A 13749-nucleotide genomic window follows, 5' to 3' on the forward strand; every position below is an offset into this window, starting at 1 on the left:
TTTATTGTAGTGCAGGAATTATTGAAAGCCGATTTAGCAGATATAGAATTAAAAAAAGTAATAAAAAACCGGTACCCTTGGGGAGAGTACCGGTCAAAAAAATATGAGGGGGAGATAGAAAGAATATCTTTGCTATCGAGATTTATTATATCTGGGAATTGTGAGCAAAGTGTGTACGAAATATAAACAAACAATAAAATATATAAATAAAAAGTGCAAAAGAAGGGTGGATTTGTTTCGTCAAAAAATTCACAGTATCATTTATTGCTAAAATCATTTGTATATGGTATGATTGTTCATGTTAAATAAAGAAATAGGAGTTAGCTATGGGCAGTCATGATGAAAGTAAACCAGACGATACGCGTACTGATTTAGGCTCAGTGAGTAACGATAATAAAGAAGAGATTGATATAGAACTTGCAAAATCCATTGAAAAGCTGGTAGAAGAAGAAACCAATGTAGCAAAGGCTGCAATGGGAAAACAGGAAATACCTGTCCGTTCTACAGCCGCGGGAAATGCAGGGAAAAAAGATGCTGCCCAGATGAAGACTCAGGTTTTGCCGGATTTAGTAGATATCCAGCTTCAGGCAAGACAGGCGGAGAAGGAAAAACAGCAGAAAAGCATGCAGAAAGCCGCCATGGAGAAAAAAGCTGCGACAGAAACAAAGGTGTCTTTAGAAACACAGGTAATAGAACCGGTAAAAGTACACCCCGGAATGGATAAACCGGGGAACGGTAAGCAGGACACTGATAAGCCGGAAACAGATTTATCGAAAAAAACATCCAAAACGGCTTTGAAAGCAGATAAAAAAAAGAAAATACTGATTGTGGGAATTGTGGCGGCAGTGACCGTCGCAGTGATTGCAGGAATTACCGTATGGGGTATTTCCAACCGCAAATCCTATTCTTATAATTATCAAAAAGCCATGGAATTGTTAAAAAAACAGGATTATCATAATGCAAAGCAATATTTTGCCAAAGCTTATCAGACCGGTGAAGGTAAAAAAAATGTAGATATGATGTATGCACTTTATCAGTGCTATCAGCAGGATAAAGAAGAACAGCAGGCATTGGATATGCTGCTTGCGATTTTGCAGGTAGATAAAAATAATGAGAATGCATTATCTGCACTGGCACAGTTTTATGCGGATAAAGAAGACGGCGATGCCTTGAATAAATTGATTGCACAGTATCAGGGAACAGATGCCCAGAAGTTGTTATCCCAGTATGAAGTACAGGCACCGACTGTATCCGAAACACCGGGACAGTATCAAAGGGAATTACAGGTTTCTTTATTTGCAGAGGATTCCTGTACAATTTATTATACAACAGACGGTACACAGCCGGACAGCAGCAGTACACAGTATACAGAAGCGATTGCGCTTGAGGGTGGTATTACGGCGTTGAAAGCCGTTGCGGTCAATACAATCGGTGTATATAGTCCGGTTGCGGAATTTGACTATACTATTAACTATCAGAAGCCGGATGCGCCGGTCATCAGTCCGTCATCAGGCACTTATGAATATGGAGAAAAAATTTCCATTGATGCTGCAGATGGCACGAAAATTTATTACACAACAGACGGAACGACACCGACAACAGATTCACAGGCTTATACAGAGCCTTTTTCAATGCCGGAAGGCAATATTGTTGTATCAGCCATTGCAGTTGATGAACATGATCTGGTAAGTTCTGTTGCAAGGAAGAATTATATTGTAAATCCACAAAAATCCTATACGTATACAGAAGCGTTAGAGATTTTAAAAGACCGCATGAAAGAACTTGGGATGCTCAATGCAGATGAGCAGACAGCACCAAATGGTGCGGCGGCAGTCTTTTCTTATGTGGGAAATGTCACAATTAACGATACGGAACTGTATCAGATCCGGGTGGATTTAAAATCCGGCACACAGACCACGACAGAGGGAAACTACGGGGTAGGCATTAAAAATGGGAAATGCTACCAGATTACAGGAACAGAAGGCACATATCAGGCATCTTCTTATTAAAAAGGCAGCAATGCCGCGATTTACTATGTTATAAACGTGTCTTTTATATACACGGAATATAAATTGAAAGGGGTACTAAGATGTATAAGATTCAGAAAGCTGAGAAATTAGCAGACAAAATTTACCTGATGGATGTTGAGGCGCCAAGAGTTGCCAGACACTGCCAGCCGGGTCAGTTCATCATTGTAAAGATGGACGAAAAAGGAGAGAGAATTCCTCTTACTATTTGCGACTTTGACCGTGAAAAGGGCATTGTTACAATTGTATTCCAGACAGTGGGCGCATCTACAGAAAAGATGGCACATTTAAAGGCAGGAGATGCTTTTGAAGATTTCGTAGGACCACTCGGATGTCCTTCAGAATTAATTGGAGAAGATATTGAAGAATTAAAGAAAAAGAAGCTTGTGTTTGTAGCAGGTGGTGTTGGTACAGCACCGGTTTACCCACAGGTAAAATGGCTGCATGAACATGGCATTGATGCCGATGTTATTGTGGGTGCAAAAAATAAAGATTTACTCATCCTTGAAAAAGAGATGGAAGCTGTAGCCGGTAATCTTTACATTACAACCGATGACGGAAGCTATGTCAGAAAAGGCATGGGTACAGATGTATTAAAGGATTTAGTAAACAATCAGGGCAAAAAGTATGACCGTTGTATCGCAATCGGACCTCTGATTATGATGAAGTTTGTCTGTCTGTTGACAAAAGAATTGGGAATTCCTACAATTGTCAGCATGAACCCGATTATGGTTGATGGTACAGGTATGTGTGGTGCCTGCCGTTTACAGGTTGGCGACGAAATCAAATTCGCCTGCGTAGACGGACCGGAATTTGACGGACATCTGGTAGATTTTGATCAGGCAATGAAACGCCAGCAGATGTATAAGACAGAAGAAGGCAGAGCCATGTTAAAGCTTCAGGAAGGTGATACACATCACGGCGGCTGTGGCAACTGCAACGATTAATCATAAAAAATAAAACAACAGGTAGGAGGTTCCATAATGGACGTTACAAAGAAAGTACCAGTCAGAGAGCAGGCTCCTGACGTAAGAAATAAGAATTTTGATGAAGTTTGTCTGGGTTACAACGAAGAAGAAGCTGTATTAGAAGCCAGCAGATGTATTAATTGTAAGAATGCACAGTGTATTAAGGGATGCCCTGTATCCATTAATATCCCGGCATTTATTCATGAAGTTAAAGAAAAGAATTTTGAAACTGCTTATAAGATTATCGGTCAGTCATCAGCACTTCCGGCTGTCTGCGGACGTGTATGTCCACAGGAAAGCCAGTGTGAAGGAAAATGTATCCGCGGTATCAAGGGCGAAGCAATTTCTATTGGTAAGCTGGAACGTTTCGTTGCTGACTGGGCAAGGCAAAATCAGATTAAGCCGGAAAAATCTACGGAAAAGAAGAATAAGAAAGTTGCCGTTATTGGTTCAGGTCCTTCAGGTCTTACCTGTGCAGGAGATCTTGCAAAGATGGGTTATGACGTAACAATCTTTGAAGCCCTTCATGAGCCGGGCGGTGTACTTGTTTACGGTATTCCTGAATTCCGTCTGCCAAAGTCAACCGTTGTTGCAAGTGAAATTGAAAATGTAAAGAGCTTAGGCGTTAAGATTGAAACAAACGTTGTTATCGGCAAGTCTATGACAATCGACCAGTTAATTGAAGAAGAAGGTTTTGAAGCTGTATTTATCGGTTCCGGTGCAGGTCTGCCTAGATTTATGGGTATCCCGGGTGAAAATGCAAATGGCGTATTTTCTGCAAATGAATACCTTACAAGAAGCAACCTGATGAAAGCTTTCAACGATGATTACGATACACCGATTGCAAGATTCAATAAGGTAGCTATCGTAGGTGGCGGTAATGTTGCCATGGATGCTGCAAGAACAGCGTTAAGACTTGGTGCAGAAGTACATATCGTATACAGAAGAAGTGAAGCGGAACTTCCTGCAAGAGCAGAAGAAGTACATCACGCAAAAGAAGAAGGTATCATCTTTGACCTTCTGACAAACCCGACTGAAATTATCGCTGATGAAAACGGCTGGGTAAAGGGTATGAAGTGCGTTAAAATGGAACTGGGCGAACCGGATGCTTCAGGAAGAAGAAGACCGGTTGAAGTTCCGGGTTCTGAATATGTAATGGATTTAGACGCAGTAATCATGTCACTGGGTACATCTCCAAATCCATTGATTTCTTCTACAACAAAGGGACTGGATATCAATAACAGAAAGTGCATTATTGCAGAGGAAGAAACAGGTAAGACAACAAAGACAGGCGTTTATGCCGGTGGTGATGCCGTAACAGGTGCAGCAACTGTTATTCTTGCCATGGGTGCAGGTAAAGCCGGTGCTAAGGGTATTGATGAATATCTTTCAAACAAATAATTATACGGTCACAAGATCATTCACCCACCTATGAGCAAGCTCATGTGGGTTCAGATCTTTTGACCCTGGTATCATAAAAAATAAAACCGCAGGAGTGTGACAGATGTCCGGGAATCCGGAGTCTGGTTCACATTCCTGCGGTTTTTGAATAGTTTTAAAACATAGCAGAATCAAAAATATTTAAAGGCATTATTCATGTGAAGAATTAAAAGTATCTTCAATGTACTGGTCACTGACCACTTCGATAACAGAATCATCTGCATCCGGGAAGGCTTCTGACAGCGCGTTTTTTAAATAGCTGCTGCGGTTAAAATACTTCATTTCTTCCGGGATACTGCCATCGTAAGAAGCTTCAATGGCTTCCGGTGACACGTTTTTGGCAAGCCAGTTGTTTAATTTATCTGAAAGTTCATTTTCCACACTCATCTGTGATTTAATATTTTTGGAATATTTGAGTGATTTGAAGCCAATCAGTAAAAATGCAATAAAAAGTCCGCCAAGCACAACATTTGTCAGGATTGCGGAAGCACCTGAAAAGTGGAACAGGTGAAGTACATTAAAGTCATTGAGCAGTAAAATAATCAGTCCCGCACCGCCACACACAAAAAATGTGATGGCAGAGGAGAGATTGTCGCTGTATTTTTCGGCAGAGTTATTGTAAATACTGCCACCCTGAGTCAACTCGTCTTCCGTAGAATCTTTTTTTAGTTCATTTTCGGAAAAAACATGATAAAGATTATCTGCTTTTTCAAAATCGCCCGAAGCAACACTGACAGAATAAGTGCTGTTTAATTCATTGACATTCATTTCAATGTCTGCAATTCCCGAAAATTTCAAAAATTCCTGAAAACGTTCAGCCTGCTCTTTCGGAAGATAAGCGACCGGTTCATAATGTTTGTTTTCCATAAAAATCTCCATTCTTATCTCAATCAGATTTTGGATTTTACTCCAAATTTTAGTATAAAACAAAAATGTGAAGAAAAAAAGAACTTGTACAAAGAACTTTAAAATTGTTATCATATAATAAGCACAGGCAATGCGACGTGCGGAGAAACTTTGAATTTTACGGACATGCGTGGCAAAGTCAGAAATATATAATAACGAATCATTACACAAAGCAGAACGGAAAGAGATGATTCGTGAGTGCAGAAAGGATAAAATGAAAATCATGGCAGAAAAGATTTTAATTATTACGGGCGGTACAGTAGATTATGAGTGGGCGAAAGACTGGCTTTCCGGAAAAATATATGATTACTGCATTGCGGCAGACAGCGGACTGGTACATGCGGATAAACTGGGAATCCGGGTGGATTACATTTTGGGGGATTACGATTCGGTTAATGAAAGGCTGCTTGATACCTATAAAAAAGATACGCAGACAGTGACATATCCGCCGGAAAAAAATTATACCGATACACATCTGGCGGTAATTACAGCGTTAAAACATCATCCGGCGGCGATTGATATTTTAGGGGCTACCGGAACACGCTATGACCACGCACTGACCAATATTTTTATCATGAAACAGGCATTGGAAGCAGGAACGGAGTGCTGCATTTATGATAAGTACAACAAAATTTATCTGTTAAACGGAAATAAAACGATAAAAAAGGCAGATCAGTACGGAAAATATATTTCATTTGTGCCGATGACAGAGGAAGTAGTTCTTACATTAAAAGGCTTGAAATATCCGCTGAACGGATACATTTTACGGCAGGGGTTAAGCATCTGCCAGAGCAATGAGATAAAAGAAGAAACTGCGGAAATTCTGATTGAAAAAGGGATTGTGGCGGCAATTGAGAGTAGAGATTAGGCTTGTGTCAGATGCTTTTTTTAAAGTATTATGCAATTTAAAAGGAATTGTCAGAATTGTAAATAAGATTCTACAAAAAGCTTGTTTTTTGGGAAATATTGTTATAAAATAGACAATAGATTGTTACATTATTACAAAAAGTATAGGAGGTCTTTAGAGAATGGGTAACACAACACAGGCGTCAGCAAGAGAACGCATTGAAGCAATTCTTGATGACAACAGTTTTGTTGAAATCGGAGCAGGTGTAAAAGCCAGAGCAACAGATTTTAACATGCAGGAAAAAGACACTCCGGCAGACGGTGTTATTACCGGATACGGAGTAATTAATGGAAGTCTTGTGTATGTATACAGCCAGAATCCGGCAGTTTTAGGCGGTTCAATCGGCGAAATGCATGCAAAGAAGATTACAGGACTTTACGATATGGCTATGAAGATGGGAGCGCCGGTTATTGGCCTGATAGATTGTGCAGGATTAAGACTTCAGGAAGCAACAGATGCTTTGAATGGTTTCGGAACAATTTACCGGAAGATGTCATTATGTTCCGGTCTTGTACCGCAGATTACGGCTGTTTATGGAAGCTGCGGCGGCGGTCTTGCAGTTCTTTCAGAACTTTCTGATTTTACATTTGTAGAAGAAAAGAACGGAAAGTTATTTGTGAACAGTCCGAATGCATTAGACGGCAACAATGATACCAAGTTAGACACAGCATCTGCTGCATTTCAGGCAGAAGCAGGTGTTGCAGATTTTACAGGTGATGAGGAAACAATTGCAAATGGCATCAGACAGCTTGTATCTCTTCTTCCGGCCAATAATGACGATGTAGCTTATGCAGACTGCGAAGATGATTTAAATAGAGCATGTGCGGATATGGAAGCAGAAGCAGCAGATGCAGTGCTTGCATTAACAGATATTGCAGATGACGGCTTATTTATGGAAGTAAAGTCTGAATTTGCAAAGAGTGTTGTAACAGGTCTGTTAAAGATTAACGGTACAACAGTCGGCGCCGTTGCCAACAGAACAGTCCGTTTTGATGACGAAGGCGAAGCAGCAGAAAAGTTTGAACCGGTACTGACCGTTGACGGTGCTGAAAAAGCTGCAGAATTTGTGAATTTCTGTGATGCATTTGAAATTCCGGTGCTGACCCTTACCAATGTAAAGGGCTTTGAAGCAACAGTTGATTCAGAAAAGAAGATTGCAAAGGCAGCAGCAAAGCTTACATATGCATTTGCAAATGCAACCGTACCAAAGGTTAATGTAATCATCGGCGAAGCTTACGGAAGTGCTTATGTGGCAATGAATTCCAAAGCAGTCGGTGCAGATATGACATACGCATGGCCGTCAGCAAGCATCGGTATGATGGATGCAGCCAGTGCAGTAAAGATTATGTATGCAGATGAGATTGATAAGGCAGAAGATGTCAACGCAAAGATTTCTGAAAAGGCAGCAGAATATGCACAGTTACAGTCCAGCGTAGAATCTGCAGCAGCAAGAGGTTATGTGGATACAATTATCAATCCTGAGGAAACAAGACAGTATGTTGCGGCAGCGTTTGAAATGCTGTACACAAAAAGAGAGGATCGTCCGGTTAAGAAGCATGGAACGGTCTGATAATGAGGTGAAACAATATGAAGAAAACTAATATCAAACGCTTTTTCGTGTTGTTCTGTGTGTTAGCCTGCGTGTTCAGTATGACAGCCTGCACCAATACCATTTCTTCAGACAGTGCTAAGACGAGCCTTAAAGATATGAAGGTCAATCAGTATGCCTCAGATATGGTACAGTGGGCAGAAGATATGCTGGTATATTTAGACCAGACATCGGATGCACAGATTAAAGCAGATGGCGAAGCAGCAAAGACACTCAGCTATGTGAATGGAAAAGTCTATGTCGTAAATATGCAGGGCATGAACGACAAGACGATTGAGTTTTATAACAGCTGGGTTAAAACAAGAGAAGATTTAGGCGCATTAAAGTCCATTGACAAAGAAGATGTCAGAGTCAGTGATGAAACAGGAACACTGTGCACGATTGCAATCAATGCAACGTATGAAACAAGAACCTGTGCATTTGAACTGGTCATCGATGATGATTTCAATCTGGACAGCGGTGCAATTAACCCGACTTATACAACAGGTGAGAAGATGGAAAAGGCTGTATTAAATACAGTACTTGGTATGGGTACGGTATTTATCGTGCTGATTTTCATTTCTTATATCATTTCTCTGCTTCAGCATGTTAATAAAATCGGAGCAAAGAAACAGACAGCAGAAGCACCACAGCAGACAGCACCTGCACCGGTTGTTGAGGAACCGGAAGATGAGGAAGAAGATGACTGCGAACTGGTTGCTGTTATTACGGCGGCGATTGCTGCATCAGAAGGTACTGCGGCAGATGGACTGGTAGTTCGTTCCATCAGAAAAGTCGGCAGACAGAATAACTGGAAATAAAATTAAAATATTTGATAATCAATCAGCCGCAGACCGCGGTGGAACGGAGGAAACAATGAAAAATTATACGATCACAGTGAATGGGAATGTATATGACGTTACAGTAGAAGAAGGAACAGGAAGCGCAGCAACACCGGCAGCAAAGGCTGCACCGAAAGCTGCACCGAAGGCAGCAAAGAAAGCAGCACCGGCTGGCGCACAGGGTGCAGTAAAGGTAACTGCTCCAATGCAGGGTAAGATTTTAAAGACACCGGTTGCAGCAGGCTCTGCTGTAAAGAAGGGTGATGTACTTGTTGTTCTTGAAGCCATGAAGATGGAAAATGAAATCTGTGCACCACAGGACGGTACTGTTGCAACAGTAGAATGTGCCGTTGGTGATTCCGTTGAAACAGGTAAAGTATTAGTTTCCATGAACTAAGTTCTTTATCAGAATCATTGAAACGGGAGGTTAAAAAATGAGTTATATTATAGAAACATTGGGAAACCTCGTACAGCAGACCGCATTTTTCGGGCTTTCATGGGGCAATTACCTCATGGTTGTTGTTGCGTTGATTTTCCTGTACTTAGCAATAAAAAAAGGATACGAACCTCTGCTTCTTGTACCGATTTCCTTTGGTATGCTTCTTGTCAATCTTTATCCGGACATCATGCTTTCCATTGAGGATTCCAGCAATGGTGTGGGTGGTTTACTGCATTACTTCTATTTACTGGATGAATGGAGTATTTTACCGTCCTTGATTTTCCTTGGTGTTGGTGCAATGACAGATTTCGGACCGCTGATTGCCAATCCAAAGAGCTTTCTGCTTGGTGCGGCAGCGCAGTTCGGTATTTTCGCTGCATATATTCTGGCAATCTTTATGGGATTCCCGGATAAGGCAGCAGCAGCGATTTCTATTATCGGTGGTGCCGATGGACCGACATCTATCTTCCTTGCCGGTAAATTAGGACAGACAAAATATATGGGACCGATTGCGGTGGCAGCATATTCCTATATGTCACTGGTTCCGATTATCCAGCCACCGATTATGAAGCTTTTAACAACAGAAGATGAAAGAAAGATTAAAATGGAACAGTTACGTCCTGTATCCAAACTGGAAAAGATTCTGTTCCCAATCGTTGTAACGATTGTTGTTGTTATGATTCTTCCGACAACAGCTCCACTCGTTGGTATGCTGATGTTAGGTAATCTCTTTAAAGAGAGCGGTGTTGTAAAGCAGCTTACAGAAACAGCATCAAATGCATTGATGTACATCGTTGTTATTATTCTGGGTACATCTGTCGGTGCAACAACAAGTGCAGAGGCATTTTTAAATCTTGATACTTTAAAGATTGTTGCATTAGGTCTGGTTGCGTTTGCATTTGGTACGGCAGCCGGTGTACTGTTTGGTAAGATTATGTGCAAGGCAACACATGGCAAGGTAAATCCGCTGATTGGTTCAGCCGGCGTATCAGCCGTTCCAATGGCAGCACGAGTATCACAGAAGGTCGGCACGGAAGCAGATCCGTCCAACTTCCTGTTAATGCATGCGATGGGACCAAACGTAGCCGGTGTTATCGGTACGGCAGTTGCCGCAGGTACGTTTATGGCGATGTTTGGTGTAATGTAAAATAGATATTAATGGAGGATATAAAGATGGCAGAACAGGTGAAAAAACCTTTAAAAATTACTGAGACCGTATTGCGTGATGCACATCAGTCCTTAATTGCTACAAGAATGACAACAGAGCAGATGCTTCCGATTGTCGATAAGATGGATAAAGTCGGATATCATTCTGTAGAGTGCTGGGGTGGTGCGACATTCGATGCATCTCTTAGATTCTTAAAAGAAGACCCATGGGAAAGACTTCGTAAGTTAAGAGATGGTTTTAAAAATACAAAATTACAGATGTTATTCAGAGGACAGAATATCCTCGGATACAATCATTATGCAGATGATGTAGTAGAATATTTCGTACAGAAGTCTATTGCAAACGGTATTGATATTATCCGTATTTTCGACTGCTTTAACGATTTAAGAAATCTTGAAACAGCAGTAAAGGCAGCTAAGAGAGAAAAAGGACATGCACAGATTGCACTTTCTTATACAATCGGTGATGCCTATACACTGGATTATTGGAAAGAAACAGCAAAGAAGATTGAAGATATGGGTGCAGACTCTATCTGTATCAAGGATATGGCAGGTCTTTTACTTCCATATAAAGCAACAGAACTCGTACAGGCATTAAAGGAAGGTTCTTCACTGCCGATTCAGATGCATACACATTATACATCCGGTGTTGCTTCCATGACCTATTTAAAGGCAGTAGAAGCCGGTGCAGATGTTATTGATACAGCAATCTCACCGTTCTCAATGGGTACAAGCCAGCCTGCAACAGAAGTTATGGTAGAAACCTTTAAGGGCACACCGTATGATACAGGACTTGACCAGAATCTGCTGGCTGAAATCGCTGAATACTTCCGTCCGATGAGAGAGGAAGCGTTAAAGACAGGTCTGATGAATACAAAGGTTCTTGGCGTAAATATCAAGACACTCTTATATCAGGTACCGGGTGGTATGTTATCAAATCTTGTATCCCAGTTAAAGGATGCAGGTGCAGAAGACAAGTATCAGGCTGTGCTTGAAGAAATTCCGAGAGTTCGTAAGGATTATGGTGAACCGCCTCTGGTTACACCGTCATCACAGATTGTCGGTACACAGGCTGTATTAAATGTATTACAGGGTGAACGTTACAAGATGATTACAAAAGAATCCAAGAAGGTTCTTGCAGGTGAATTCGGACGTACCGTTAAGCCGTTTAATAAAGAAGTACAGAAGAAGGCAATCGGTGATACAGAGCCGATTACATGCCGTCCGGCTGACTTGATTGAGCCACAGTTAGAAGGCTTCAAAAAGAGCCCGGTCGTTCAGAAGTACAAACAGCAGGATGAAGACGTATTATCATACGCATTATTCCCGGCAGTTGCAGAAGAATTCTTTAAGTACAGAGAAGCGCAGCAGACAAAGGTTGACCCAAAGGCTGCGGATACAGAAAATAAGACATATCCGGTATAATAATCTGATGCCGGATTCAGCAGCGGATATCATTGGATATCATTGTTGAGTTAGCTTATAAAGGGAGATTCAAAAGAATCTCCCTTTTTGTAGATTGCGCTTTCGTATCATATAGAAATACACAAAAAATACAATTTTCTTAGGAAAAAATACCCATAACACCTTGAATACAGGAAAAAAGTATAGTAAAATCTGTATTTAACATAAACAAGGAGACAGAACGAGAATGGAACAAAATGAAAGATACAAAAACTTATCACTAAAGAAAAAATTATTTATATCCCATGGCATTATTATTGCAGTAGCGGCAGTGATAGCGGTACTGTTACTTGTGGGGTTAAATATTGTAAAGGGAAATGTAAGCGGTATTTTTAACGGTCCGCTTGCCAATATTGACAGTGTAGGCAAAGTGCGCTACGGCATTACGGATTTACAGCGTGCGATAAACAGAATTCTGACTGAGGATTCATCACAGGTTGGGAACAGCTATGTGAATTTTGAAAAGACCGTCACAGAAGATGTCAGTCTGATTACAGATTCTGTACAGCAGATGCAGAACCGGAAGATGAATACAGAAAGTACAGCGCTGTTAAATCAGATAGTGTCAAAGATTGATGAAGGCGAAAAGGTCAGAAGCACGTTAATGACACAGATTAAGGCAGGTCGTTACAGCGAGGCGGTTGAATTAAATAATAATACATATCTGCCGATTGTAAATGACATTAAAAGCCTTTCTGAACAGCTGGAAAACTCGATTGATAAGACTGCGGTTAATTATTATACGATGTCAAAATATACTGGTGTCGGAATGACCGTGGCAGGTATTTTACTGCTTATCGCAGGCGTGGTATTTGGACTGCATGTTACACGCAAGATGGCCGGTGCTATTGTAGAACCGGTACAGGAGATTACAGAAGCTGCCAAAATCATGTACAGCGGAGATATGTCTGTCGGAGAACGGATTACCTATGAATCCGATGATGAAATCGGACAACTTGCGGATGCACTGCGCGGTACAACGAAAAATCTCTCCGATTATGTAAATGAGATTTCAGCAATCTTACAGCGTATGGCAACCGGAGATTTGACAGAGGACAGCGATGAAATTACAGATTTCCTCGGTGATTTTGCAAGTATTAAAGAGTCTTTTGTACATATCTTAAAGCGTTTTAACAGTACTCTGACGAATATCCAGACAAGTGCGGATGAGGTTGAAGAAGGGGCAAACGGTATATCCCAGTCTTCGCAGGCACTTGCAGAGGGCGCAACTGATCAGGCAAGTGCAATCCAGCAGTTAGATGCTACAGTGACTTCGGTAGCCAATATGGCAACGGAAAGTGCCAGGGAAACGCAGCAGGCATATGATGATATTCAAAAGACCGTTTCAGATGCAGAGCAGGAAAAGGAAAAAATGAAAGAATTGACCGATGAAATGCGCCGCATTTATGAAATCTCCAGCGAAATCGATAATATTATTGTAACAATAGAAAATATTGCCTCACAGACAAATCTGCTTTCATTAAATGCTTCAATTGAAGCAGCAAGAGCCGGAGAAGCCGGAAAAGGCTTTGCGGTTGTTGCAGACCAGATTGGTAAGCTGGCGGCAGACAGTGCCAATTCTGCGGCAGAAACCAAGGAATTAATCAGCAAAACCGTTCAGGAAATTGAAAAAGGCAATGCAGTTACGGAAACCGTTTCCCAGTCTTTTGACAGAGTAATTGCGAGCATGAACACCTTTGCAGATGTGGCACATCAGATTAATGAAACAGCCGTCAATCAGGCATCTGCCTTAGAACAGGTCAATCAGGGAATCGATCAGTTATCGGCGGCAGTACAGAATACGGCTTCTTCATCAGAAGAAAGTGCGGCAATCAGCGAACAGTTATCCGCCAAGGCAGAAGAACTGGATACACTGGTAAGAAAATTCAAACTGTATGCATAGTAAAAATATCCCGGCTTAGGCAGACTGCAAAGCCGGGATATTTTTTATTTTATCTTATTTTTATGTCATTTGTTTTTTGTGTCAATACAACGGTTATA

Annotated in this window: 11 protein-coding genes; 10 read left to right on the forward strand and 1 reads right to left on the reverse strand. The window is 41.2% G+C overall.

Going from position 1 to position 13749, the window contains the following annotated elements; all coding sequences use genetic code 11:
• Positions 1–326 precede the first annotated feature (326 nt).
• From WMO37_RS03320 to gltA, 3 genes are all read left to right on the forward strand, one after another.
• The gene (locus WMO37_RS03320; RefSeq protein ID WP_349154294.1) at positions 327–2009 is read left to right on the forward strand and encodes a chitobiase/beta-hexosaminidase C-terminal domain-containing protein; all 1683 of its coding nucleotides are present in this window, start codon (positions 327–329) and stop codon (positions 2007–2009) included.
• Positions 2010–2089: 80 nt separating this feature from the next.
• Complete coding sequence (locus tag WMO37_RS03325) at positions 2090–2974, forward strand: sulfide/dihydroorotate dehydrogenase-like FAD/NAD-binding protein (RefSeq protein WP_022432320.1); 885 nt, start codon at positions 2090–2092, stop codon at positions 2972–2974.
• A 36-nt stretch (positions 2975–3010) separates the two neighbouring features.
• Complete coding sequence (gltA, locus tag WMO37_RS03330; RefSeq protein ID WP_349154295.1) at positions 3011–4396, forward strand: NADPH-dependent glutamate synthase; 1386 nt, start codon at positions 3011–3013, stop codon at positions 4394–4396.
• A gap of 189 nt (positions 4397–4585) precedes the next feature.
• Here gltA and WMO37_RS03335 read toward each other — a convergent pair whose 3' ends face one another.
• A complete protein-coding gene (locus WMO37_RS03335; RefSeq protein WP_022432318.1) occupies positions 4586–5302 on the reverse strand; it encodes a hypothetical protein in 717 nt (238 codons plus the stop codon).
• 253 nt (positions 5303–5555) lie between these two features.
• On the opposite strand from WMO37_RS03335, the gene WMO37_RS03340 reads away from it, so the two are divergent.
• The 7 genes from WMO37_RS03340 to WMO37_RS03370 all read left to right on the forward strand — a co-directional run bounded on the left by WMO37_RS03340 (position 5556) and on the right by WMO37_RS03370 (position 13651).
• Complete coding sequence (locus tag WMO37_RS03340) at positions 5556–6209, forward strand: thiamine diphosphokinase (protein WP_349154296.1); 654 nt, start codon at positions 5556–5558, stop codon at positions 6207–6209.
• A gap of 160 nt (positions 6210–6369) precedes the next feature.
• A complete protein-coding gene (locus tag WMO37_RS03345; protein WP_349154297.1) occupies positions 6370–7818 on the forward strand; it encodes an acyl-CoA carboxylase subunit beta in 1449 nt (482 codons plus the stop codon).
• A 17-nt stretch (positions 7819–7835) separates the two neighbouring features.
• Positions 7836–8657, forward strand: coding sequence for an OadG family protein (locus tag WMO37_RS03350; RefSeq protein ID WP_349154298.1), 822 nt, complete (start codon positions 7836–7838; stop codon positions 8655–8657).
• Between the two features lie 55 nt (positions 8658–8712).
• Positions 8713–9075 (forward strand): biotin/lipoyl-containing protein, encoded by a 363-nt coding sequence (locus WMO37_RS03355; protein WP_349154299.1) that lies wholly within the window; start codon positions 8713–8715, stop codon positions 9073–9075.
• Between the two features lie 37 nt (positions 9076–9112).
• The gene (locus WMO37_RS03360) at positions 9113–10264 is read left to right on the forward strand and encodes a sodium ion-translocating decarboxylase subunit beta (protein ID WP_022432308.1); all 1152 of its coding nucleotides are present in this window, start codon (positions 9113–9115) and stop codon (positions 10262–10264) included.
• Between the two features lie 26 nt (positions 10265–10290).
• Positions 10291–11709, forward strand: a complete 1419-nt coding sequence (locus tag WMO37_RS03365; protein WP_022432307.1) for an oxaloacetate decarboxylase subunit alpha — start codon at positions 10291–10293, stop codon at positions 11707–11709.
• Between the two features lie 226 nt (positions 11710–11935).
• Positions 11936–13651 carry a methyl-accepting chemotaxis protein gene (locus WMO37_RS03370; RefSeq protein WP_349154300.1) on the forward strand — a complete coding sequence of 572 codons (1716 nt, stop codon included), beginning with the start codon at positions 11936–11938 and terminating at the stop codon, positions 13649–13651.
• The last annotated feature ends 98 nt before the right edge of the window (positions 13652–13749 follow it).

Origin of the sequence: Lachnospira intestinalis, assembly GCF_040095895.1 — a bacterium.
GTDB lineage: Bacteria > Bacillota > Clostridia > Lachnospirales > Lachnospiraceae > Lachnospira > Lachnospira intestinalis.